We start from the raw sequence: 24,689 nt of genomic DNA, 5'->3' as shown, positions 1-24,689 counted from the left end.
TTAATGTTTAGGCAGGTACAACTATGAACTCAATGAAATTTACCCATACATCTTCTCTCCGGGGCGAACTCACCGTTCCGGGAGACAAGTCCATCTCCCACCGCAGCGTCATGTTCGGCGCTCTTGCGGACGGACTGACCGAAATCCACGGCTTCCTGCAGGGCGCAGACTGTCTCTCCACGATCTCCTGTTTTTCCAAAATGGGAATCTCGATCGAAAATCAGGGCGAGACCGTTCTCGTCCACGGACGTGGGCTGCACGGGCTGACTGCCCCAGACTCCGTTTTAGACTGCGGCAACAGCGGCACCACAACACGCCTGATCTCCGGCATTCTCTCGGCCCAGAAATTTGACACAACACTGACCGGCGACGCTTCCATCCAGAAACGTCCGATGAAGCGCATCATCGATCCTCTCTCCCAGATGGGCGCAAAGATCGAGAGTGTCAATGGAAATGGCTGCGCGCCGCTCCATATCACCGGCTCACCGCTGCACGGCATCCATTATAATTCTCCGGTTGCCTCCGCCCAGGTCAAATCCTCGATTCTGCTGGCAGGTCTGTATGCCGACGGAGAAACCCGCGTGACCGAACCGTACATTTCCCGCGATCACAGTGAACGGATGCTGTCCGCATTCGGCGCAGACATCCACACAGAAGGAACCACCGCGATTTTACAGCCGGCAAAACAGCTCTATGGACAGAAAATTCTGGTTCCGGGCGATATCTCCTCCGCTGCCTTCTTTATCGCAGCCGGACTCATCGTACCGGATTCAGAAATCTTAATTAAAAATGTCGGTATCAACCCGACCCGCGACGGCATCCTGCGCGTCTGCAAGGCGATGAACGCGGACGTCGAACTTCTCAATGTAAACACCGCCTCCGGCGAACCGACCGCCGACCTGCTCGTCCGCTCCGGTAAGCTGACTGGAACCGCAATCGAGGGTGCGATCATCCCGACTCTCATCGACGAGCTTCCGGTGATCGCTGCGATGGCGTGCTATGCCGAGGGAACCACCGTCATACGCGATGCCGCGGAACTGAAGGTAAAAGAGTCAAACCGCATTGCTGTCATGGTAGAGAATTTAACCGCTATGGGCGCGGATGTGACCGAGACCGAGGATGGCATGATCATCCACGGCGGCAAGCCGCTGCACGGTGCTGTGATCGACAGCAAGAAGGATCACCGCATCGCCATGACCTTCGCCGTTGCCGCACTCGGCGCTTCCGGCGAGACCGAAATTCTGGATGCAGACTGCGTGAACATCTCCTATCCGGGATTCTATGGGGATCTGGAACGGCTGTGTAAATAAAATGTGACTATGCATATTTGAGACAAAAAGGGCAGGAAAAGCTTCAAATCGCTTTCCTGCCCTTTTCTTTTGTCCTACTGCCCATATTTCGCAAAATACCGATCCAGCACCTGTCTTGCGATCGGCGCAGCGACCGCACCGCCGGAACCGGACTCTTCTGCCAGCACGCAGATCGCCACCTTCGGCTTGTCTGCCGGAGCGAAACCGACAAACCAGGAATGTGTCTCCTTACCTGTCTCAAACTCGGCGGAACCGGTTTTTCCGGCCACCGTATAGGATGCCCCCCGCATCGCGGAACCCGTACCAATCTCGACCACCTGGCTCATGAGATGGGTCAGAAACTGTGCGTCATTCGCAGACATCAGGGTTCCATAGGCGGACGGAAGGAACTTCTTGACCGTCTGACCACCCACATTTTCAACATGATCGATCATATATGGCTTCATCAGCGTGCCGCCGTTGGCGATCGCCGATACGATCATCAGGTTATGCAGCGGCGTAATCTGGGTTTTTCCCTGTCCGATCGCAGTCTGAAGCTTTTCCCAGTCATCCGAACTGCCGTCGAGCGAAAACGTGCTCTGGTTGTACGGAAGTGTGTACGGAAGCTCCGAATTAAAGAGCATCTGATTTGCCAGCGCCCGGAATTTTTCTGAATTAATCTGCATTCCAATCTCCGCAAACGCACCGTTGCAGGAATTGGCAAATGCCTGAATCAGGTTCTGCGCCCCGTGTGCGGTCCCGTGGTAACATTTAATCGTATAATCGCCATTCTGGTAAGAGCCATTACAATTATACACATAGTCCTGCCAGGTATTCGGGTTCTCTTTCATATATTCCAGCACCGTCAGCATCTTGAACGTCGATCCCGGCGGATATAAGCCCTGCGTCGCGCGGTTGACTAACTGCGCCTTCGTATTGTCCGGCGATATCAACTCTGCCCAGCGCTCATCGACGAGATTCGCATTGAAATTCGGCTGGGAAACCATCGTTAAAATCTTTCCCGTATCCGGTTCCATGACGATCACCGCACCCCGGTGTTTTCCGATCGCGTCGGATGCCGTCTGCTGCAGATCCACATCGAGCGTCGTAATCACATTGTCGCCCAGATTTTTCTTCCCCTGAAATTCATTGATCGTTTTCTCAATCAGATTCACATGGGAGGAAAGCAGGTAGAAATTCGCCAGCGACTCCAGACCTGTTTTTCCATTTTTGCCAGAATATCCGACCGAATGAACAAACAGATAATCATACGGATAATAGCGTTTCTCGCTTCCGTCACTTGCAACGTTCGTCTGCGCCAGCACCGTTTTATCATTGCTCATAATCGAACCGCGGGTCACCCGGTCTGAGAGGAGATCGAGTCTCGCATTATAAGAGCTGCCGATCACATTTTCACTCTTAAACTGGATAAACCAGCCAAAATAAACGGCCATCGCGATAAAGAGCGCCGCAATCCCATAGGTCAGCCACAGAATATGACGGTTTGAACGCGCTCTCGCATTTTCAGTTCTTTCCATTTCATCCTTCTGCCTCATCAAACTGCTGCTCCTCCTCTTCTTCCTCATTCCGTTTCAGGACATATAGTCCCTGTATCACGCCAAACAGGATAAATGTGCTGAGAATCGAACTGCCTCCGTAGCTGACAAGTGGCAGCGTCACACCGGTGGACGGGATAAACTTGGTCACGCCGCCGATCGTCAGGAACACCTGCACCACATACTCAATTCCCAGACCAAACGCGATCAGCTTGTAAAATAATGCCTGCATCCGGGTCGCAATCAGCATAAACTGCATGAAGCAGCCCAGACAGATCAGGAGAATACAGAGCGCATAGATGCCGCCCAGCTCCTCCGAGATCGCCGCGAAAATGAAGTCCTTCTCGACAACCGGGATCTTCTTCGGCATCCCCTGGTAAAGTCCCATGCCAAACCAGCCGCCTGTGCCGATCGCAAAGAGCGCCTGCGTAACCTGATATCCTTTTCCTGCGATGTCACTCCACGGATCCTGCCATGCTTCCACGCGGACACGCACATGCGAAAACAGCTTATACGCCAGCATCGCAGCCGCACAGCCGCTTCCAAGACCGCCTGCCAGATACAGCCAGTTGGAGGTTGCAATAAACAGCATCAGGACATAGGCGAGGAAAAAAATCAGCGCGCTTCCCAGATCCTTGGATAACACCAGAATCAACACGTGCGCCGCCGCCACGCCGGTCGTGATCGCCACATTTTTAAACTCCGTTGAGCGGTAAAACATCGTCGCCACGAAGAATACAAAGCTGATCTTAACAAACTCGGACGGCTGGAACGAAAATCCGCCGATACTGATCGAAAGCTGCGCGCCGAAGCTGGTATTGCCGATCACACAGACAACCAGCAGCAGCGCCAGACCTATCAGGCCGTACACCCACGGTATCTTAGCGAGCTGCCAGGTTCTATCTATCACATATGGTATAATCATTGTGATAACCGCCGCAACTGCCATGATGATAAACTGGCGGACCGCCTTGTCCATCGAGATGCGCGTCAGCATGATAAAACTGGTGCACAGAAGCATACACGTGTTGTTCAGCAACAGTCTCGACGCATTCCGGTAAAACAACCGGTATAAGAGCTGGTACAGGACAAAAAAGACAAGCTGCGCGCCGAAAAACAGCACAACTGCCTCATCCTCGGTTTGTAGATAAATGATTGTACCCGACAGAAGAAATATCAAAAACAGCGGTACATTCTGCAGACGGCAGAGCCGGAGTTTCGACTCGTCATCCGGCAGTGAAAAAAAGCGGAAATTATAATATGTATAAATCAGTATCAGCAATATCATCAGATACCTGGACATCGTTGTCACAAGATTTATCATGGTGATCCTCCTTTTCATGTGTACCCGGAGGATTCCCGGTACACACGCTACTCTACGCCCCTCTTAAAATGACCTCTTGTAAATTCGCCCTCCAGCTCCACCGGTTCCTGATGGAGGAAGGTCTTCACGTAGGCATCCAGCACTTCCCCGGTCTGTGCCGCACTCTCCGACGTAAATGCCAGACGCAGCACCTCCGGCTGCAGGCGGTCTATCTGCTTTTTATCCTTCAAAAGCGACAGGGGGCTGGAATTGTAGATCGTATTGCAGCAGAAACGGCACTGGTTCCTTACCGGAAATACCTTCTTTTTGCGATCCCGCAGATACAGATATTCCGGACATTTACTGCATCCTTCCACTGTTTTCCGGATGCACTGGGCGGTTACCATGACCGGGATCGAACCATATACGAGAAGTTCCCGTTCCCGGCTGTCGCGCGCCTCCAACTCCCGGCTGTTGAGCTCGACCGGAAGGGTAAAACGCATCGAAAGCTCCGGCGCCATCTCCCGCACAAAATCCTCCGCCCGGTGATTCATCGTATAAATACCATAATCCATCACAAGCGGGATGGAAATCTTCCACTCGCGCACCAGTTCCAGCTCTTCCCATGCCCGGATGACAAGACCGTCAAATCCCGCCGATTCCAGCCTGGAACGATGTGTTTCAAAATATTCCTTTGCCCGATCGCGGAAAATATGCGGCATTACCAAAAGACACTGCTTGTCTGCCTCATGGCAGCGCGATACCCATTCGTTCCACTGTTCGGCGCCAAATTCAGCGCTATCCAGATAGATGGCGCCGACTTCCGGTACGGATAACGCCACTTTTAACTGTGCCGGGTGTTCGACCGAAACGTGGATGTGGTACAGAGCTGTTTTATTCCCTTTTTTATTCTCAAACAGCGTTTCCTGGCTTTGTACAGGTAAATCTGCTGTGAGTTCAACGTCCTGAGCCGGGCTGGTTTTTTCTGATTCCGAACCTGTCTGGTTATTTTCTTCCGGATTTTGCCACCCTTTTCCTGTCCCGCACGCCCTATTTTCCGGTATCTCCCGGCGGTATGGACGCAGTATCTCCTCGGTCAGCTGCTCAAACGCAGAGCGGCGGAGTTCATTTAACTCCTGCACCGGCACAAAGGGGCTGCCGCCTGTCTCCACTTCCAGATTTTCAAAATAATACGGCGTATTTCCCGTTTTTCCGAGCTGTTTCTCAATCCGTTCCTTGCTCATCGGCTGTTTCACTGCCGTTTGGACAACTGCTCCGATTCCGCCTGCCATCCGGCTTTCTCCCGTCAGCGGATCTTCGTATTGAAGCGTCAGCTGCAGCGGTTCGCCTTCACAGACACGCGCAAACCCCTGAACCGGTTCTTTTACCTCTGCTTCCACATACGTTTTGTCCAGATACTGGTAAAGTTCCCGGTTTTCCTGGCGGAATGCCGGTTTTTCATGGCAGACCACCATATCGCGTCCATTGTGCTCGGTATAATAGCCTAACGTCTGACCGCCGCGGTCAAACAGATCCAGCAGCTCCTTCCGGTCTTTCGGGTCAACCCGGTAACCTTTTCTGCCATTCTTTAAATATAAATCTACATATTTCCGGTACAGGCGCACCACGCCTGCCGTATAGCGCGGACTCTTCATGCGCCCCTCGATTTTCAAGGAATAAACGCCTGCTTCCAGAATATCCGGCAAAATATCCAGCGTACAAAGATCCTTGAGACTGAGCACATACTTGGAATCGCCCGGATTTAACACGCCATTTTCTTTCTTTTTGTTTTTGTTTTCATTCGGGTTGTTCTCATCCAGCCGCCGAAGGACATCAAACGGAAGCCGGCAGGTCTGAGCGCATCGTCCCCGGTTGCCGCTTCTGCCGCCGATCAGGCTGCTGAACAGGCATTGTCCCGAATAACAGTAACAGAGAGCCCCGTGAACAAAGCTCTCTATCTCCACGCCCGTCTCCTGATAAATGCGGCGTATCTCTTCCAATGAAAGTTCACGCGCTGTAACGATGCGGACCGCGCCCATTCTCGTCATAAGCGCCGCGCCCTCCGGTCCGGTAATCGTCATCTGTGTGCTCGCATGAACCGGCAAATCCGGAAAATGCTCCCGGATATAAGAAAATACGCCCATGTCCTGCACGATCACGGCATCCAGTCCCGCCTGGTAATACGGAAGCAGATAGTCGTATAAGTCATCCATCTCGTCTTCCTTTACCAGCGTATTGACCGTCATATAAAGCTGGCACCCATGCAGATGCACGTAGTTGATCGCTTCCAGCATCCCCGTTTCATCCGGATTTTCCGCATATGCCCTGGCTCCGAAACGGCTGCCGCCCATATAGACTGCGTCCGCCCCCGCAGCAACCGCTGCTTTCATGCTATCGAAGGAACCCGCCGGTGCCAGAATTTCCACCTTTTTTTTCATATCATTTCACCCATTATAACCGCAGAATTGCATCTTTCAGTTCCACCGTTCCCTGTCTCTTGGGAAATGGCTTCCGCTTCATATATGCCTCCACCTGTGCCTGACGGACAGCTGCCAGTTCCTCACGTGCTGCCCCTGCCTCCTGGAGGCTCTCTTCCAGATCTTTCTTTATCGTCTGTTTTTCCTGCTCCAGCTGGCTCAGCTGCTCTTTTACACTTTGTTTTTCCTGTTCCGTCTGCATCAGACGTGCTTCCAGCTGCGATTTTTCCGTCTGCACAGCTGTCGCCGCCTGTCTTGCTTCTTCAAGCTGTTGTTTGAAAATCTCCAGCTTGTCCTGCAAAGAAGCGATTTCACTCTGGGATGACTCGACCGCCAGACGCTGATCTTCTGCCTCCTGTTTCCAAACCTCTGCTTCTCCACGGAAATCGTTTGCTTCCTTCTTTGCATCCGCAATCTGTTCCAATGCCTCTTTCTTTGCAGCTTCTGCCTGCTCCCGGGCTGTCTGCTCCGCCCTGGCAGCGCGATCCTGTGCTGCTTTTTCCGCGGATTCCACGCGATCCTGTACCTCTCTCTTCGCACGTTCAATCTGCTCCTGCGCTTCTTTTCTTGCAGACTCAACCTGTTCCTGTGCTGTTTTCTTCACAGCCTCGATCTGCTCCTGCGCTTCTTTTTTCACACGCTCGATCTGTGCCTGTACCTCATTTTTAGCAGCTTCCGCCTGCTCAGCTGCCTCTTTTGCCGCCTTCTTTGCCGTCTCCAGTTCTTCCTCGCTGACGGTGCGCTCATTGCGGAGACTCTCGAGTTTCATCTGGGTGCTGACCATCTCATGTTTCAGACGGTATGTCTCTTTTTCCATGCTCTCTTTGTCGGATGCAAGTGCTTCGCACTCTCTTTTTCTTTAAAATAATCATCCGCCAGATTCAGATAAGTCATAATACTCTGGTAGTCTTCCGGCATTTTCAAAAATCCCGGCTGCGCCTTGAGCTGGAAAATCTTCCCATTCAGATACGTGGCAATCTGCTGTACATATCCTTCCGTCTCACTGCCGCCCAGGCTATACACTTTTCCATCAATTAATACATCTATATACTGTTTTGCCATCGCATTCTCTTCTTTCTATCTATTAATAAATATGGTTCGACGTTGTCACGTCACCCACACAGAAATACCACCTTCAAATCAATCAAATATCAAATCTCAGAAATACCGTTTTTTACTTGATTCCAGGCATACCCGAGATGCCGATACGCTGCTTCGGTCGCCATCCGTCCACGCGGAGTCCGGTTGAGCAGACCGTTCATCAGAAGATACGGTTCATACACATCTTCCAGTGTCCCAGCATCCTCGCCCAGCGCTGCCGCCAGCGTCTCCAGTCCGACCGGACCGCCGGAAAACTTGTCGATAATCATATGTAAGATCGCACGGTCGTTGTTGTCAAGTCCCAGCTTGTCCACATCAAGGATATCCAGTGCAAAATCCGCGACTTCTTTCGTAATCACGCCGTTGTACTTGACCTGTGCAAAGTCCCTCACACGTTTTAACAGGCGGTTTGCCAGACGCGGCGTTCCTCTCGAACGTCTCGCAATCTCATAGGCCCCCGTCTTATCAATCTCCACATCCAGAACTCCCGCCGTCCGCAGGACAATCGTCTGCAGCTCTTCAGGCGTATAAAAATCCATCTTCTGCACGATGCCGAAGCGGTCGCGCAGCGGCGCCGTCAGAAGCCCCGCGCGTGTCGTCGCGCCTACCAGCGTAAATTTCGGCAGATCCAGACGAATCGAGCGCGCCGTCGAATCTTTTCCCAACATGATATCGATCGCATAGTCTTCCATCGCCGGATAAAGCACCTCTTCCACCTGGCGGTTTAAGCGGTGAATCTCATCCACAAAGAGGACGTCTCCCTCCTGAAGCCCGTTGAGAATCGCCGCAATCTCCCCTGGTTTCTCGATTGCCGGACCGGAGGTAACCTTCATACGGGTTCCCATCTCATTGGCGATAATGCCGCTAAGTGTCGTCTTTCCCAGTCCCGGCGGTCCATAGAAAAGAACATGGTCAAGCGCCTCGCCGCGGGATTTCGCCGCATGGATAAATACCTTTAACGTCGATTTGATCCGCTCCTGACCGATATATTCGTCTAAGGTCTGCGGGCGGAGACTTCCCTCAATCCGCTTATCCTCCTCCGTCACCTCGGTTGTAATCGTCCTTCTGCTCATACTTGTTTCCTGTCTTTCCTGTTTTTCTCTCTCATTCAATTAAGCCATGACAGTTCCATTTTCTCATATCTGCCACACATTCCAAATTTTCATCTGACGCACAAGCACCACTATTTTTTATGATCCAGCAATTTCGAATGTCCGACACATAGGTTGTTTTACAAAAACGCCAGATATTTCAGCGATGCCTTCAATACCGCCTCGGAATCCATCTCTTCCGTCACATTGGCGCTCTTGACCGCCTTCACCGCCTCGGCATTCGTATATCCCAGCGCCACCAGCGCCTCCACGGCTTCCTTCACCGCATTGCCTGAAAGCCCGTTTTCCGCAGCCGGCGAAACCGCCGCACTGCCATCTAACAGCGGTGTCAGCAGATCCTCTGCCTGTACTTTATCCTTCAAATCGAGAATGATCCGCTGTGCCGTCTTTGCCCCAACGCCCGGTGCACGGGAGATCGCCTTCGCATCCCCAGTCATAACCGCAAGACGCAGATCCTCCGGACGCAGCGCCGACAAGATGCCAAGTGCCCCCTTCGGACCAATGCCGTTGACCCCCAGAAGCTGGCGGAACATCTCCAGATCCGAACGGCTTAAAAAGCCGTACAGGCTCATATCATCCTCCCGCACCTGCAGGTGCGTATATATCTTTACCTCTTCCCCGAGCGGCGGTAAAACTTCCAGCACCGACATCGGGACAAAAATCCCGATCCCCATCATGCCGGACTCGACCACGATACGGTCCTTTGCCTTCTCCGCCAGGATGCCTTTTACATACGAAATCACGGTAAATTCCTTTCTTTTCTCACTGGTTCAAGATCTGGTTCAAACTAAAAAAAGAACGCTTCAAAATGCCTCCAAATCTTCTTTTCAGTATACCATAGCACAGTTTTCATTGCAAGGAAAGTGCGGAATTTCGAACATATATTCTGCCCGGTTGATTGAATTTCATTTTTACACATTATCGGGAACCTATAAATGAAAAAGCTTTTCAATTGTAATATCAATGATTACAGTCAAAAAGCCTTTTCATATCTTTTATTTACTTGTTATGCTTAGATAAACTATGTAATATTTCCTGATTACACCTATATAATTCATCAAATAGCTTTCTAAACGGCTTGTATAACTCATGCCTCTCTAAATCCGGCTTATAAATACATTTCTTTTGGATTACTTGGCGCAAATCTGAAAAACCTTGGTAGAATCCGACTCCAATCGCTGCCATCAGTGCATCTCCATAAGCTGCCCCTATGTCTTCCTTTTGTCATTTTGCACAATAAGCTATTTTCTTTTTTGACAAGAAAAAGCAATTTTCACAGTTCTTTTTTACGAATCTTTCCACTTTCAGTCTTTGGAAACTCCTTTAGAAAGACAAATTCGCGTGGAATCTCATAATCTGCCAGTCTTTCTGCCAAAAATTCCCGAATTGCCATATTGATACAACCACTTTTTTCGCTGTCACTTCCGGCAATTTCTTCCCTTTCAGCTTCTTTCTCCCACACAATCCACACTTTCAGATAATCGCGCCCATGCTCATGGACTGCCTTCACTGCCGTCTCTGCCACTCCCGGAAATGTCCGCACCGCCTCTTCGATCCGGAGGGATGACACTTTTCTCCCATTTATGTTGCAGATATCATCATCCCGCCCATCAAAATAGAAGAGTCCCTCTGCATCTGTGTGACCGCAGTCCCCAATCACCGCGTCATTTCCAATTCCAAGGATTCCATACCGCGTTTTTACATGAAAATGGTCGTTTTCAATCCAGACATCCACCTCTGGAAATGCACGGCCAACCAGCGTCGTATCTTCTTTCATCTCACTTCCATGGATATAGGTAATATAGTTCAGCTCGCTGGCGCCATAATACAATGTAATCTCCGCTTCGGGAAATGCCTTTTTAAACTGCACTGCCTCCGCACCGCCCATACTCTGGGAGCCGCTGACAAAAGAAATAATCCGATAATTGACCGCCTGTTCCCGCTCATAGATACGCCGCAGCGCCCGCAGCTTGACAGGAATCAGATAGACGCAGGTCGCCTGTTCTGCCTCGATCATCCGCTTCCAGAGGCGCGGATCAAAGGAATCCGCCGCAACGACGCTTCCGCCGGACGCAAGCTGCGCCATATAAAGGTTCAGGTTGCCCGTAAACGCCAGGCTTCCCTGCATAAACGTAATGCTTCCCTCTCCCATTTTGAAAATTTTATTCTGAAGCTTAAAAAAATCGTGCCAGCTTTCAAAGGAGCGGAACAATACTTTCTGACGACCGGAGGTTCCCGACGTCATCACACCCATATATGCCCCTTCCGGAGGTGTCACGTCACGCAATTCATCGGAAATTTTTACATCGGACGGTGCAATCACCGGAACCGTATTTCCGTCTCCATATGCCAGAAACTGAATAAGCTGATGCGCGATCGTCGGTTCCTGGATCCAGTGGATGTGACGTTTTCCCTGTTTTTCTTCTATCTCTTTCGGATGTTTCCTTACACGTTCTGCCGCCTCGATGAGCTCCCCGAACGTATAGCGCTCTTTCTCCGTGATCAGGCTTCCCACTCTGGCGGGTATGCCCGGAGCGCATCCAGATATGTATTTATACGTTGTGTCTGTATTTCTTTCATGATTAATTCCTGTCTTTTACTTATTTTTATGTAGAACTTTTTACCAATTTGAGCTTTTAAATTTACCACATTTACTTTTTATATCATTCAAGCACTGTCTTCATCTACTTCATTACTTTCTCCACCAGAATACTGCTTCCGATCCCTCCGGCGGCTGCCACGCAGCACATTCCCAAATGCCCATTTTTATGTTCCAGTGCTTTCATCAGATGCAGCAGAATCATTGCGCCGGAGACTCCATATGGATGCCCATAGGCAAGTGCCCCGCCCCAGATATTATAACGGTCTTCAATCCCCGGAAATGCACGTTCAAATAGAACATCAATAACGGCAAACGCTTCATTGACCTCAAAAGCATCGATCTCCTGATAAGAATGCCCCGTTTTTGCAAGTATCGCCTTAGCAGCGCTGACGGCTGATTTTGGGCTCATCATCGGATCATCCCCGATCGCTGTAGCAAACCGGAAACGGCATTCTGCTTTCCGTCCCTGTTCCCGCAAAAACCGTTCCGAACAAAGTACCACAAATGCCGCGCCATCGTGCATCAGGCACGCATTTGCCGCCGTGATTTTCGTGCCATTTGGAAGCAGATACGGCAGGCGGTCGATCAGACGCTGGCTCATTGTCGGACGGATTCCCTCATCCCGGCTGCTGCCGTCGATGGAAACCGTTATATCCTCCAATATTCCCTCTTTGCGCGCCTGCGCCGCCCTCTTATGGCTCCGGAGCACCCAGGTGTCCATCTCTTCCTTAGAGACATTTTCCCGGATCGCAGTCTCCTCCGCGCCCTCTAACATAACCTGCTCGCCGCGCTTTCCCGGCACAAACTGTGCAACCGTATACACCTTTCCACCGTCATACTCCGGATGGTTCGGGGACATCATGCGGTACGGCTGTACCGAAGAACTCTCCATTCCCCCGGCAATGACCAGATCCGCCATCCCGCTCTCAATCTTGGCTGCTGCCGCGCTGATCGCCTCCAGCGCCGACCCGCACTGCAGATCCAAAGTAACCGCCGGAATCCGCTCTGGAAGCCCTGCCGAAAGTGCCGCCAGGCGCGTGATATTGCCGCCTCCCCCGACCGCATTTCCTCCTATTATATAGTCGATCGCATCGGTTGGAAGCTCAAATCGCGAAACCACCTCCCGCAGCACCTCCGCCCCCAGCTTTTCCGCCGGGATATGACGGTACATTCCATCTTTCACCCCGATGTAACTGCGCAAACCGCCCAGAATATATACGTGATTCATACTTTTCTCCTGTTTTTCTTCTATTCCTAATTAAAATTAAAGGGATGCGGCAACGGACTCCTCATGCCTCCTGGCTGCATTTCTGCACTAAAAGGCTGATTCTGTTCACTACCACATCCCATCTTTATTTTCTATCTAATTTCCAAATAAGCCCGTCCGCTTCAGCGCCTTTCCAAGTGCTACCGCTGCCACACACTTAACGATGTCCAGCGGAATAAACGGAATTATCGACTGCACGATAACTGCACCCCACGGCTGTCCGGTCACGTGTTTCATCCAGCCTGCACCGAATGCGTAAATCACCGGAATACCAACTACAATCAGGAACGCTGTCTGGAATGCAACATTTTTCCATTTCCGGCAAAACAGGGAAATCAGGAACGCTACAACCAGAAATCCGATATAGTAACCGCCGCTCGGTCCAAGCAGTTTTCCCGGTCCTGCGCTTCCGCCGCTGAATACCGGCACGCCGCATAAGCCTAACAGCAGCCAGCTCGCCATAACTAAAATGGTATCCTGTGGTGCAATCAGCAGACCGATCAGGTTGACAATCATCGTCTGCGCTGTGATCTTTGCATCCGAAAACGGAAGCGGAATCGCAATATACGAAGACACACTGATAAGAGCCAGCATCATCGCCAAAAGTGTAAGCCGCTTCGCGCTCCATGCGCCGTGTACGTTCACTGCACTTGTCTCTGAACTCATTATATATACCTCCTCAGTGATAAAATTCTAAGCCGTGTAATGCATTTTCCTATGAATCACACACAGAGAATCTTTGCTAGAAAAGAGTATATCGGAATTTCAGAGGATTGTCAACCTTGTTTTATAAATGGTTTACATATGCATCCATAGCTCCTCTGCACCCACTTTATCATCGGCATCCCTATTTTTCTGTAATCGAAAGAATTTCCTTTCCCTCTTGCTTCGTTCTCAGATACACCGCGTTTCTTCCCTCCTGCCCCGAATCCGACAGATATACCTCCTCATCAGGACGAAGTGGGGCAAGAAAACGTACTTCCAGAGCGGTCTGTCCCTTCATCCAGCCCTTCTTCCACAGACGAAGCAGGCAGGCATTCATAACAAGAAACCCCGGCAGAACTGCCGCTTCTCCCTGATGGATCGGATTGGTATCTGCCGCCTCCCGGAGATATTCTTCCATCTGGCTGCGGCTAAATACCAGCGTATCATCATCCTCACTGCCCAGTTCCGTAATTGCTTTCATGAGCGGCATTTTCTCTTTTTCCGGGACAAGGACGCTCTGGCGCGGTTTTACCAGCAGCACTTCCATCTCCTCATTTTCCCGTTCCTTTTCCTCCTCCGCTGCCGCTATGCGGACCCGGATTGCCGAGCGGCCTTTTTTGATGATTTCTGGAGTTAATTTGGTATGGTAAAACTCATTCTCCCCCTGTTTGGGCTGCCAGTCCAGATGAAGTGTAGTTGTGCCTATCATCCAGCCCTCGTATCCTTCCAATGTGGAGAGAGCGCGCTCAAAGCAAAGAAGCTTCTTTTTCAATCTATCATTCACGGTATTTTCGACCTCTTCGTTATAAATTGTAAATCTGACTCGCATGCACTTTTCTCTGCTCATTATACTAGTTCTGTTCCAGAATCACAATATCCGAATCTCCCGCGTCTCCCCCTGATCCACCGGAATAAATCGGTCTTTTAAGCCCGGTGTCAGCCAGATCGTGCCGCCCTCGTCAACCAGGACTGCCTCATAGTCCTGATGCGCCGCCCAGTGTGCCGCTGCCTTTTCCCGTCCCATGACAAACAGGGCGGTCGAAAGCCCATCGCAGCGCAGTCCGCACGGTCCGATGATTGTCACAGAAATCAGCCCGCTATGCGCCGACGCCCCAGTGGACGGATCCATGATATGCCAGTAAATTGTTCCGTCATCATCCGTGAAATAGCGCTCATAGCCGCCGGAGGTAATGACCGCCTCATCCTGCACCCTGACTCCGCCCAGATAGCCGTCGCTCTCCGGATCCTTGATGCCGACATACCATTTCTCGCCATCCGGTTTTGTTCCGATCGTCTGGATATTGCCTCCAAGACTGAACAGTGCGCTTGTCACGCCGTCCTCCTTCATAGTCTTTACCACCTCATCTCCGGTAAATCCCTTTCCGACACCGCCTAGATCCACCATCATTCCCGCTCGATCGACGCCGTATCTGCTTCTAAACCGACCAGACGATAATCGACCGATTTAAGCAGGCTTTCCCGCTCGCTCTCACTGGGGACCCGGTAATTTCCCGTTGTAAATCCCCAGCTTTGCACAACCGGATAAATCGAAATATCGAGCGCACCATCTGTTTCCGCTCCCAGTGCCAGCGCCTCCTGCATCAGATAACGCGTATCCGCTGAAAGTTCCGTTGTTTTCTCCTGGTTCAGATGAAAAATATCGCTGTTTTCCTGCGTTGTCGAAAACTCCCCTTCCAGCTCTTCCACCCGCCGTTTCACTTTTTCCTGCAAATCCGTGCTTCCGCCGTAGGCGTCAAACTGCATCACAGTATCCATCGCAAACACCGTCCAGTTCTGCCCTTCTCCCGGATTCTGGTTCGAATTTGAGGGATTTTTCTCTAAATTTTCGTTTTTTTCTACTACTGCCACATTTTCTGCCGTCTCTTCCGTAGACGCAGATAAACGAGGACGGTCATTCTGGACCGCCCCCGTTTGATCCGGCTGCGATGAAACACCGCAGCCACACAGCAGCAGGGTTAATAAAATCCACCACTTCTGTTTCAATTTTTACTCCTTTAAATACAACTACTCTTCTTCAGAAACAGACTCTTCTTTCTCAGAAGCATCGCCTTTACCGCCGTCGGATTCTTCCTTATCAGAAATATCATCTTTTACGTTACCGGTCTCATCCTTCTTGGAATCATTGTCCTTAGATTCGTCCGTTTCATTCTTCTTGGAATCGTCACCAGTTTCGCCGGATTCATCTTTCGAATCATCCTTGTCAGCATCGCCTTTATCTGAAGTTTCGTCTTTCTTCTCATCCGAAGTATCCTTGGACTCGTCCGAATCCGCTTTCTTGTCCTCGTCTACTTCCGGTGCCTTGTTCGCATCGTCTGTCTCGTTCTTATTATCGCCATCTGGTACATCTGCCTTGTTTTCGTCATTCGTCTTCGGCTCTTCCGGTGTTTGCTCCGGTGTGGCGACGATCTCATCTGGGAGAACTTCGTCGGCGAGAAGCACTTGGGATTTCTTGATTAATTCCCAGTTTTTATCAAGTTTGCACTCAATCGTTACGTTATTCTTAGTATAGATAGAAATTTCATTCTCCTCTTCTTTACTCAGTCCGGACGCTGAAACCTTTAAACAATCGTAATTATCATGCTCTGAGATGTATCCGTTGCATGCGGTGCAAACTCACCACTTCCAAGGAACGCAGAACTGAATGCCTTGCTATACGATTTTCCATTTACCTCAACCGAATCAATCTCCTTTAAGAAGGTTTTTAGCTTTTCTCCCTCAACTCCATTGAAGCGAATCAGTAAATAATCTCCTGTCCAACTACTCTCTTTTACAACACTGGAAACCTCAATTTCTGTATCTGCTTTCTGGCTCTCAACTGTAACCGTGATCGACTGATTCTTGTAACCTTTTGCTTCGATCACAACCTCATTCAGACCACTATCCAGTGCGCTTGTCTGAATTGTCAATGTTGTACCATTTACTGCAAATTCAAGTGCAGCATCTTCCTCCTCATCATTGCCAGTTACTTTTACAGACTTAATTGCTTTCAGATACTCTTCATCACCAGTCAGAACCAGCGGTTTTCCCGTATCAACGTAGTGCTGCCTGTCAGTTTCGGTGCTGGAAGCAGTTTCTCTTCGTCACCCGCTAACTTCATATCCTTTGTAACTGTAAAGGTAAGCTCTTCATATCCTTCTGCCTGAATCGTTACATCGGTGCTTTCTTCGGTGCTGAAACCGTCTAAGGTGAAATCGATGCAATCAAAATTCTGTACATTGTTATATGGATCATCTGCATCTGACATCTTCCATGTAGGCTTATACGAACTAAGGCTGTAAGCTTTCGTATACTCTTTATTTCCAACCTTCACGGACGTAATCTTAGCCAGGTAATCTTTTACACTCGTTCCCTTTGAAGCCTTAAAAGAAGCACGTCCAAAATCTGGATCAAATGACCAACTGGCTTTATGTTTGCTGAACTCCACTACTTCTGGAGCTGCCATCTCTTCCTGAATTTCTTCCTCTTCCTTCTCAACCACAAATTCACATCTCAGCGCCTCCGTATAGTAATTCGAACGAAGTGTCAGTTTATAAGTTCCCGGCTGAACCTGGTGAAGAATCAGCTTCTTGCCATCCCCGGATACTTCATAGTAAACATCGTTGCTGCTGGACACGCCTTTCGTGTAGATATTTCTCTCAACCGCATCTTCCTCGTCAGAAAGCAGGGTAACAGATTTCAGGTTCTTCAGGAAATCTCCCTTGCTGCCATTAACGGTAAATTCAGCGTCTGCAAAGTAGTATGTATTTTTTCCATCTACTGTCTTCTTTGCTGAAAATGCATTTTTGGTATCCGCATAATCAACCTTCAGCGCCAGATCACTCTCCAGCACCTTATCGTATGTAAATGCAATACTCTGGCTCTTATATCCCGTTGCATCAACAGTCAGCTTGTACTCCTCACCAGCCTTGAATACATCCGCATTAATGGTAATGGTGCCAGCTTCTTTGTCGATGGAATATTTATCCTTGCTGAGTGCCTGCCAGTTTCCATTGACAACGATACCCTGAACTGCCCCGATATACTCTGTATCCTCTGTCTGCAGAACTACCGGATCGCCCTCTTTGTTCTGTACAACTGTAATCGCCGGTGCATCCTGACGGGAGAAGTTTCCATTGTACTGGATATCGCCGAGCAGACCATCTTCGAGAACCTCTTTTGCCGTTGCCGGATGGTTCGGATCCAGTGCTCCATTTTCACGGTAATCTGCAAATGGAAGCATTCTGTTCTCTTCGTATTTCTGATTCTCGCTCTTATTTACGTAGTCTTTCCATCTGAAGAAATCATCATCTCCAGTATCATAGACTGCATCCGGAATCGCATTGTACCACCATTCCATCACTGCCTTGGACGCATCATTTTCCATCTTGGCCTGTTCAAGGAGATGTGCATTTACAAGCAGATCTGAATCAAAAATCAGGTTTGCAGAGATTGCATAGCTTCCTGAGCTGCTGCCGCTGGAGCTTCCGCTTCCGCCGGAACCGGTCGATGCAGTGCTGATACCGTCGAATCCGTATGACGCCATTTTCTGACCATTGGTCTGTTCCTTCTCTTTTACCGGCTCTGCGCCCGTTTTCACCTTGAAGCTCTTGGAGAATGACTGGAAACCATTTGCATATACAGTGATCTTGTAATTGCCCATGTATGGCAGATGGTCTGTATTATCATTGTACAGAACAAATAAATCCTGACTGTAGAGATACCAGTCATCGATCATCTTAAGGTCGCTTACTGTTCCGCTCGGATCTTCCAGTGTCACACGCTCGATCGGTGTCTCAATTGCGTATACCAGATCGCTGACTGCAAAATGGAGGTTCTTTCCGGACTGTGGTGTTTCCTTAAGCTCCAGCGTCGGTACTGTCTCATTGACAACATGAATCGGAACGAGCGCGGAACCGCCCGCCGACGATACAACCCGCACATAATAACGTCCATTATTGTAGAAATTGCTCTGTCCTGTCTGGATAGTCAGCTGTCCAACGCGTCCCTGTCCGTGCGCCACATTCTTTTCACTGTCAAATACGAGACTCGAATTAATTGTGTTCTTCTGCTCATTGTATTCAACCAGTTCCAGTTTGCGGATGCCGTCAAACCACTCTTTTTCCTCATCTGTATTATAGTTAAACAGAATGGTAACGGCTGCTTTTCCATTTTTTGGAAGAACCGCATCCGGCGAATAGCTCGGATGAGTCTGTTTCTCTTCATTCAAGTTATACGTAGTCTTTTTCGGAGAAATGCGAGCATTTCCGTTTTCATCGTAATTGGTCAGATAATAGTCCCAGTAAGCAACCGGCTCATGCGTCAGAATCTTCTCAGGCAGATAGCCGTCGTTTTCCTCATATACAGCATCTTCCTGGCTCTCATTGCTCAGAACCACCGTCTCTTCCTTTGCCGCATCTTCTTTGCTGCTGACGGTTACTTTGCCCGGTGTGCCAAGAAGCGCCAGTTTTGCCATACGTCCGTCATCTGTGATCGGAGTTAAAAGATTGGTTACATCTTTTCCATCGACCTTAACGACCGTATTGCCTGCATTGTATCCCTCATCAAATGCGATCGGAAGCCACCAGCCCAGGGAATTTACTTCGGTAAGCTTTGTCTTCGTCTCATCTACCAGCGAAACCATCTGCGGCTTGTCTGGATTTTCAGTGTTTCCGTTATCTCCGGCATTTCCGCCATTCTGATTTCCGTCATTCCCGGAATTACCGTTATTTCCAGAATTACTGTTATTTCCGGAATTACTGTTATTTCCAGAATTACTGTTGCTTCCAGAGCCCCCCGAATGGCTGCCGCCGGAACTGCCGGAATTCCCCGAACCGCCTCCTGATACGCTGCTTCCGTTGCCGTCTGCTGCCGGGCTGCTCGCGTAACCTCTATCCGCACGGGTCTGGACCTCTCCATTTTCATTGACCCACTGTCCATCCGCATTGACGCTGTAGCCGTCCGGCGTCCGGCCTTCGGTGTGCATCTGACCAAAGTTTTCTGCACTCAAGTTATCAAAATAATAGCATTTTCCATCAATCCACTGCCATCCGGTCACGGTCATACCTTCCGTTCCATCGGATGCAGTGCTGAAGAAATACCATTTTCCTGCATTGTCCTTCCACCAGCCGCGGCGCATCTGTCCTTCCACGCCATCGGCAGTTGTGTTCATATAGTACCGGCGTCCATCGACGGTGATCCATCCAGTCATCATCCGTCCGGTCTGCGGATCCAGATAATACCAGCCATTCTCGGTCTTAACCCATCCAGTCTTGAGCGTTCCGTCCGTTCCCTGATATTTCCAGTCCTGTCCTTCCTGAATCCAGGCGCCGGTCTGTACTCCGGACTCCGATGCCGGTCCGGTTGAAGCATAAGCAGTACCTGCCTGCGCCGCCGCTAACACGGTCACCGCTGCCAGAATTGCCTGCCGGGATCTTCCCTTACCTTTCATACATATTCCTCCATATAATCTTTTGTAATATCTTACCCTCCGCACCGGATTAGGCATCCCTAACTCAGGCGGCCGAGGAGGTTAGTATATACTAATCCAATAAAATCTGTCAATTATTTAAATCTGTTTAAAAATGAGAATTTTTATCTATTTTTTAATCGAATTTTATTCTCAATAAAGCATTGGTTTTTTAGTTGCTAAAACTAACATGCAAATTTCTTTTTTCATTCAGCACATGTTAAGTCTCATTTTGCAGCGATTTTTCCGCCTTTTTCACTGATATTGCCTCGCTTGTCATGAATTTTAAAAAAACATATTTTGAGAATTTTTATCCATTTGCTTCATTTCGTATATTTTTATCCTTTTCGCACATACTCCATCTGTAAACATTTTGTCCCATTCCAGTCCCTTCGCGGTCACTGATATTGGCTTCTCTGATAGGAGATTTACACGATGCAGATTTCTTCATCCATTGAAAATAACCGGACTTTTTTTCAAAAAAAGCTCCGACCGGACATCAGTTTTGATGTCGTAGATCGGAACCTGATGATCGGCGGGCGCGATGCCTGCCTCTACTGTATTGATGGTTTTACCAAGGACGATACGCTTTTAAAAGTGCTGCAGGCGATGAGCAGCATTGAAACCGCCAGATGCCTGACAATGCAAACGATTTTGCCGCCCTCTACCTCGCCTACGGCGAAATCGGGCTGGAAACGGATTCGGACGCGCTGATTATCCAGCTTCTCTCCGGTGTTCCTTTTCTTCTGATCGACGGGTATGCACAGGCACTCACAATAGACTGCCGCACCTATCCCGCCCGCGGAGTCAGCGAACCTGAAAAGGATAAGGTATTGCGCGGCTCACGCGATGGTTTTGTCGAAACGCTTGTGTTCAATACGGCTCTGATCCGGCGGCGCATCCGCGATCCGAAGCTGCGGATGGAAATCATGAATATTGGTGAAAGTTCGCACACCGATATCGCCATCTGCTACATGGAAAACCGGGTGGACACCGAACTTTTAAACCGCATCCGCACCCGGATTCAAAAAGTGCATGTCGATGCCCTCTCGATGAACCAGGAAAGCCTTGCCGAATGTATTTATCCGCACAAATGGTTCAATCCGTTCCCAAAATTTCGTTTTTCAGAGCGTCCGGATACCTCCGCTGCCTCGATTCTGGAAGGAAATATCATCATTCTGGTGGACAATTCGCCATCCGCAATGATTCTGCCATCCTCTGTTTTCGATATCATCGAGGAAGCCGACGACTACTATTTTCCACCGCTGACCGGCACCTATCTGCGCCTGTCGCGCACGGTCATCTTTTTCCTGACCTTATTTCTGACACCGCTGTGGCTGCTTTTTATGCAGAATCCCGGCTGGATCCCGGAATGGCTCGCTTTTATCCGTGTCACCGACGAGATCCATGTGGCGCTGATCTATCAGCTCCTGATCCTGGAATTTGCCATCGATGGTCTGCGGCTCGCGGCAGTCAACACCCCCAGCATGCTGACGACACCGCTCAGTGTCATCGCCGGTATCGTGCTTGGAGAATACTCGGTCAAATCCGGCTGGTTCAACAGCGAGACGATGCTCTATATGGCGTTCGTCACGATCGCCAACTACTCGATGACGAGCTTCGAACTCGGCTACGCACTCAAATTCATGCGCGTCCTGCTCCTGATTCTGACCTTTTTCCTCAATCTCTGGGGCTTCATCGCAGGAACGCTCATTGCCGTCGGCTGCCTTGTCTTTAACCGGACAATCGCCGGAAAAAGTTATATTTACCCGCTAATTCCATTTCACTGGAGTGAATTAAAAAAGCGGCTGCTCCGGAACCGGCTGCCGCATGAGGAGAAAAACGGGTAAGAATGTCGCCTAAAATGTCCGCATACCCACAACTGCCCGGATGGTTCCGGGTACTGGCTGTGGTTTATGCGGACATTTTAACTTCTATATCTATCTTCTATTTTTCTTTCTTATACACTACCTCTTTCAGCACCTCCAGCGCCTCCTCATACCGCTCTGCCCCCATCGAGGCACAGGACAACAGGAGCTTCGGATATCCCTCTTGAAAATGATGCTCCTGTTTTTCCAAAAGACTCCCGACCGACTCCACCGGGCGGACGGCGACGCCTGCCTGTGCCGCACGCCCGGCAATTTCCGCCGATGTAAGCGGGCTGTCAAGCTCCATGAGAACCAGAAAACCGGCATCGCCCAGATGCGTTCGCGCTTTTTCTCCAAAAATGCGCCGCACCGCATCACACAGACACTTTGCCTTTGCCGCGTACAATTTCTTGGACTTTCGGATCTGGCTTTCCAGATGTCCGTCCCGGATAAACTGGCAGAGGGCAATCTGCTCTGCCTTGGACGCCGTCTGGTTATAAAAACGCCCCCGCTCCTGATACCGTTTCAGCAGATCCGGCGGCAGGACCATGTAGCTCATGCGGATCGAGGGAAGAAGCAGCCTTGAAAATGTCCCCAGATACACGACGCCCCGCCCGCCGGAAAGCCCCTGCAGGGACGGTGTCGGGCGGTTATAATAGCGGAACTCACTGTTGTAATCGTCCTCAATAATCAGCATATCCTCGCGCGCCGCATCCTTTAAAAGCTTCATCCGGTCGCCCACCGGCATGACCTCGCCCCAGACTGTCATCTGCGATGGGGTCAGATAGCAAACACTTCTCCCTGTATGTCTCATCGCCTCTGACATCTGTTCGGATAACCCTGTTTCATCTCTCTTGCACATACATCTGGCTTTTCTATTCCGCACAAATCCTTTTTTGAGGACTCAATCCTCCTATCATTACTTTCCCAATATTCTCTTATATCTCCGGTCCGAAACCCATAATCCTCAAAAATCTGGCGTCCCTGCCGGAACGACGGATTAAAAAACCATGCGCTGTCCCGCTCCCGCAGCATCGGGCACAAAATATGCAAGAGACTCTGCACACCCGCCCCTACTACGATACTGTCCGGCGTACAGATCACATTGCGGTGGCGCCCCAGATACGCGCAGAGCGCCTCCCGGAATTCCCGCTCTCCCTGCGGTTCGCCATAAGAAAGCAGCCGCTCATCCTGGCGCAGGGCGCTCTTGACATAGCGCCGCCATAAATCAAACTGGAAGCTCTCCCGATCCACATTTGAAGACGCAAAATCATACCGGATTTCCGGGCGTTCCTCCTGATGCGGCACACCGTGCTCTACTTCCTCCCGGTTTGCAGCCGCCAGCACCGCATCCGTTACATAAAACCCGCTCTGCGGCGCGAAATGATATAGCCATCCGCTGCCAGCAGCATATACGCCGTCTCCACCGTCGTCCGTGAAAGCTGCAGCTGCAGGGAACATTTGCGGATCGACGGCAGCTTCGCTCCCGGCTTCATCTGCCCGGACACGATCAATTCTTTGTAATATTCATATACTCTCAGATACCGGCTCTGTCCCGGTTCGCTTAAATTCAGTTCCATCGTATTTCCTCTATCTATTTATGTAAACGGCGATGCACCGCATCGATCATCCGCATCATCCCATATCCCAGACAACCGCCCCTCTTTCCGTCTTCACAATATTTTTCATCTCCACCACTTGTACCCCCTCATACCCAACTGCCTTCCTCAATTATACCGTTTTCTCCTGCTTATAGGCAATCCCCAAAATTGAGTACTGTTACTGTTCACGCATACGTGCCCAGTAACGGAATTTCCGAGGAAGAAATCAAAGAGCCGATTCTTCCTAAGAAAGAAGAAATCCCCCGCATGATTCCGGCTGAAGTTGGTCTGGCATACTGCAACAAGCTTTTCTTTTTGGAAAAGCTGTTCCGTGACCTTACTCCGGAAGAGCGAAAAGACAGACGTCTGGAAACAGAAGTGCCGGTATGGGAAAGCTTTTATGCATGGTTGGAACAACTCAATCCTGTAAAAAGAAGCAAGCTGGAAAAAGCTGTGATATACGCAAAAAAACATAAAGAAACACTGCGTAATTATCGTGAACCTCACATGGCTAAAGTCACGTGCTTCTCGGCCGTTTTAAACGGCAAGACTAAATATCGGCGGATACGCCAGTAACTTAGAATTTGTGCGGATACGCACTTTTCCCATGCCGGATACGGCTGGTTTCCACATTACAGGTAGTCCGCTGTATATCTGCCTGCGTTTATGCCGCTTTTAAGTTGTTTACTTCCACATAAAGCTTTCTTAAATCTGCATAAACACATGAGGTTCTACGCTTCACCGCAGGTACTTTTGCCTCCAGTGAAGACCTTCCCGTTTCCGGCAAGGGTTTTAAAAGTTCCCGTATAAAATATCTCGCTCCAATATTATAGGCAGCTGACAGGTCGCAGTTGTACTGTTTTCCTGTCCGGAAGGTACATAGGCTATGGTTCTCCTGATTTCTTACTACCGCTCCGCTTCCGTCACAGGCCAGCCTGCTGGTGTTCCGGGCACTGACTCTGGACACACGAATTCTGTTCCGATGTGCCTGATGTTCACACAGTTTCTGAGTATCCCGCTTTCTCCATAAATGAAGTTTTTGCTTTTTATTTCCGGATATTTTTCCCTGCATTTCCAGATACTCAAATACAATTACATCGGCCTGATACTCTGCGGCATATTTCGTGATCTCCGTAGCTATTTTGCGGGACAGCTCCATATTCAGCCTTTTTGCATAATCCCATCGGCTTTGGACCTGTCTGGAGGAATGTTCCCTCTGAAAACGGCGGATTCTGCCAAGCACATGATACAAATGGTCTTTATCACTGGAGAAATTTATAAATTTACGTCCCAGGATAGTGCCATCTGCACGCATGATGCTGCAGACCGCATCCGTATTGAT

The 24,689-nt window shown here is 49.8% G+C and carries 23 protein-coding genes and 1 pseudogene; 3 read left to right on the top strand and 21 right to left on the bottom strand.

Annotation, left to right across the window (positions count from 1 at the left end; all coding sequences use genetic code 11):
- Nucleotides 1–32 precede the first annotated feature (32 nt).
- Complete coding sequence (aroA, locus tag DWX76_RS10570) at nucleotides 33–1,310, top strand: 3-phosphoshikimate 1-carboxyvinyltransferase (protein ID WP_118293797.1); 1,278 nt, start codon at nucleotides 33–35, stop codon at nucleotides 1,308–1,310.
- 74 nt (nucleotides 1,311–1,384) lie between these two features.
- Here aroA and DWX76_RS10565 read toward each other — a convergent pair whose 3' ends face one another.
- From DWX76_RS10565 to DWX76_RS10490, 17 genes are all read right to left on the bottom strand, one after another.
- The gene (locus DWX76_RS10565) at nucleotides 1,385–2,845 is read right to left on the bottom strand and encodes a peptidoglycan D,D-transpeptidase FtsI family protein (RefSeq protein ID WP_118492044.1); all 1,461 of its coding nucleotides are present in this window, start codon (nucleotides 2,843–2,845) and stop codon (nucleotides 1,385–1,387) included.
- Nucleotides 2,829–4,169 carry an FtsW/RodA/SpoVE family cell cycle protein gene (locus DWX76_RS10560; protein WP_117795001.1) on the bottom strand — a complete coding sequence of 447 codons (1,341 nt, stop codon included), beginning with the start codon at nucleotides 4,167–4,169 and terminating at the stop codon, nucleotides 2,829–2,831. Before DWX76_RS10560 ends, DWX76_RS10565 begins: the two co-directional genes overlap by 17 nt.
- 47 nt (nucleotides 4,170–4,216) lie before the next feature.
- Nucleotides 4,217–6,586: a U32 family peptidase gene (locus DWX76_RS10555; protein ID WP_118570637.1), complete on the bottom strand. Its 2,370-nt coding sequence runs from the start codon at nucleotides 6,584–6,586 to the stop codon at nucleotides 4,217–4,219.
- A 13-nt stretch (nucleotides 6,587–6,599) separates the two neighbouring features.
- Entirely contained in the window at nucleotides 6,600–7,442 is an 843-nt protein-coding gene (locus DWX76_RS10550; protein WP_243022542.1) for a hypothetical protein, read from the bottom strand.
- Nucleotides 7,418–7,687, bottom strand: coding sequence for a cell division protein ZapA (locus DWX76_RS14515; protein WP_243022541.1), 270 nt, complete (start codon nucleotides 7,685–7,687; stop codon nucleotides 7,418–7,420). Before DWX76_RS14515 ends, DWX76_RS10550 begins: the two co-directional genes overlap by 25 nt.
- 89 nt (nucleotides 7,688–7,776) lie before the next feature.
- A complete protein-coding gene (gene ruvB, locus DWX76_RS10545) occupies nucleotides 7,777–8,799 on the bottom strand; it encodes a Holliday junction branch migration DNA helicase RuvB (protein ID WP_118570636.1) in 1,023 nt (340 codons plus the stop codon).
- 158 nt (nucleotides 8,800–8,957) lie between these two features.
- Nucleotides 8,958–9,581 (bottom strand): Holliday junction branch migration protein RuvA, encoded by a 624-nt coding sequence (ruvA, locus tag DWX76_RS10540; RefSeq protein WP_107001651.1) that lies wholly within the window; start codon nucleotides 9,579–9,581, stop codon nucleotides 8,958–8,960.
- 256 nt (nucleotides 9,582–9,837) lie between these two features.
- The gene (locus DWX76_RS10535) at nucleotides 9,838–10,023 is read right to left on the bottom strand and encodes a hypothetical protein (protein ID WP_118467328.1); all 186 of its coding nucleotides are present in this window, start codon (nucleotides 10,021–10,023) and stop codon (nucleotides 9,838–9,840) included.
- Nucleotides 10,024–10,111: 88 nt separating this feature from the next.
- Nucleotides 10,112–11,353 carry an AMP-binding protein gene (locus DWX76_RS10530; protein WP_118570635.1) on the bottom strand — a complete coding sequence of 414 codons (1,242 nt, stop codon included), beginning with the start codon at nucleotides 11,351–11,353 and terminating at the stop codon, nucleotides 10,112–10,114.
- 169 nt (nucleotides 11,354–11,522) lie between these two features.
- The gene (locus DWX76_RS10525; RefSeq protein ID WP_118570634.1) at nucleotides 11,523–12,668 is read right to left on the bottom strand and encodes an acetyl-CoA C-acyltransferase; all 1,146 of its coding nucleotides are present in this window, start codon (nucleotides 12,666–12,668) and stop codon (nucleotides 11,523–11,525) included.
- A gap of 135 nt (nucleotides 12,669–12,803) precedes the next feature.
- Nucleotides 12,804–13,373 (bottom strand): biotin transporter BioY, encoded by a 570-nt coding sequence (locus tag DWX76_RS10520; protein WP_022360190.1) that lies wholly within the window; start codon nucleotides 13,371–13,373, stop codon nucleotides 12,804–12,806.
- Between the two features lie 181 nt (nucleotides 13,374–13,554).
- A complete protein-coding gene (locus DWX76_RS10515; protein ID WP_147353856.1) occupies nucleotides 13,555–14,196 on the bottom strand; it encodes a hypothetical protein in 642 nt (213 codons plus the stop codon).
- 84 nt (nucleotides 14,197–14,280) lie between these two features.
- Nucleotides 14,281–14,820: an FAD:protein FMN transferase gene (locus DWX76_RS15160; RefSeq protein WP_412694052.1), complete on the bottom strand. Its 540-nt coding sequence runs from the start codon at nucleotides 14,818–14,820 to the stop codon at nucleotides 14,281–14,283.
- Complete coding sequence (locus DWX76_RS15155) at nucleotides 14,817–15,416, bottom strand: FAD:protein FMN transferase (RefSeq protein WP_118570632.1); 600 nt, start codon at nucleotides 15,414–15,416, stop codon at nucleotides 14,817–14,819. Before DWX76_RS15155 ends, DWX76_RS15160 begins: the two co-directional genes overlap by 4 nt.
- Nucleotides 15,417–15,437: 21 nt before the next feature.
- Nucleotides 15,438–15,872, bottom strand: a complete 435-nt coding sequence (locus tag DWX76_RS10500; protein WP_118570631.1) for a hypothetical protein — start codon at nucleotides 15,870–15,872, stop codon at nucleotides 15,438–15,440.
- Between the two features lie 119 nt (nucleotides 15,873–15,991).
- Nucleotides 15,992–16,423 (bottom strand): hemoblobin-interacting domain-containing protein, encoded by a 432-nt coding sequence (locus tag DWX76_RS10495; protein ID WP_412694054.1) that lies wholly within the window; start codon nucleotides 16,421–16,423, stop codon nucleotides 15,992–15,994.
- A gap of 17 nt (nucleotides 16,424–16,440) precedes the next feature.
- Nucleotides 16,441–19,860, bottom strand: a complete 3,420-nt coding sequence (locus DWX76_RS10490; RefSeq protein ID WP_182429773.1) for a hemoblobin-interacting domain-containing protein — start codon at nucleotides 19,858–19,860, stop codon at nucleotides 16,441–16,443.
- A 453-nt stretch (nucleotides 19,861–20,313) separates the two neighbouring features.
- On the opposite strand from DWX76_RS10490, the pseudogene DWX76_RS10485 reads away from it, so the two are divergent.
- Nucleotides 20,314–21,728, top strand: a pseudogene (locus tag DWX76_RS10485) (spore germination protein).
- Nucleotides 21,729–21,825: 97 nt separating this feature from the next.
- Here the strand turns inward: DWX76_RS10485 and DWX76_RS10480 are convergent.
- The 3 genes from DWX76_RS10480 to DWX76_RS14510 are packed head-to-tail and all read right to left on the bottom strand — an operon-like array spanning nucleotide 21,826 to nucleotide 23,326.
- Complete coding sequence (locus DWX76_RS10480; protein WP_147353855.1) at nucleotides 21,826–22,560, bottom strand: PLP-dependent aminotransferase family protein; 735 nt, start codon at nucleotides 22,558–22,560, stop codon at nucleotides 21,826–21,828.
- Complete coding sequence (locus tag DWX76_RS10475; protein ID WP_243022540.1) at nucleotides 22,557–23,093, bottom strand: aminotransferase class I/II-fold pyridoxal phosphate-dependent enzyme; 537 nt, start codon at nucleotides 23,091–23,093, stop codon at nucleotides 22,557–22,559. Before DWX76_RS10475 ends, DWX76_RS10480 begins: the two co-directional genes overlap by 4 nt.
- Nucleotides 23,094–23,101: 8 nt before the next feature.
- Nucleotides 23,102–23,326, bottom strand: a complete 225-nt coding sequence (locus DWX76_RS14510) for a winged helix-turn-helix domain-containing protein (RefSeq protein ID WP_243022539.1) — start codon at nucleotides 23,324–23,326, stop codon at nucleotides 23,102–23,104.
- Nucleotides 23,327–23,515: 189 nt separating this feature from the next.
- Here DWX76_RS14510 and DWX76_RS10470 point away from each other — a divergent pair, with 189 nt between their 5' ends.
- Nucleotides 23,516–23,923 (top strand): IS66 family transposase, encoded by a 408-nt coding sequence (locus tag DWX76_RS10470; RefSeq protein WP_147353854.1) that lies wholly within the window; start codon nucleotides 23,516–23,518, stop codon nucleotides 23,921–23,923.
- An 88-nt stretch (nucleotides 23,924–24,011) separates the two neighbouring features.
- On the opposite strand, the gene DWX76_RS10465 is transcribed toward DWX76_RS10470, so the two are convergent.
- Nucleotides 24,012–24,689: IS200/IS605 family accessory protein TnpB-related protein (locus DWX76_RS10465; RefSeq protein ID WP_243022538.1), on the bottom strand; the 678-nt coding region annotated here is incomplete at its 5' end.

It is taken from the genome of Clostridium sp. AF21-20LB (genome assembly GCF_003478795.1).
Taxonomy (GTDB): domain Bacteria; phylum Bacillota; class Clostridia; order Lachnospirales; family Lachnospiraceae; genus Otoolea; species Otoolea fessa.
The sequence above is the reverse complement of the archived record's forward strand: the minus strand, read 5'-3'. Positions and strand labels throughout refer to the sequence as shown.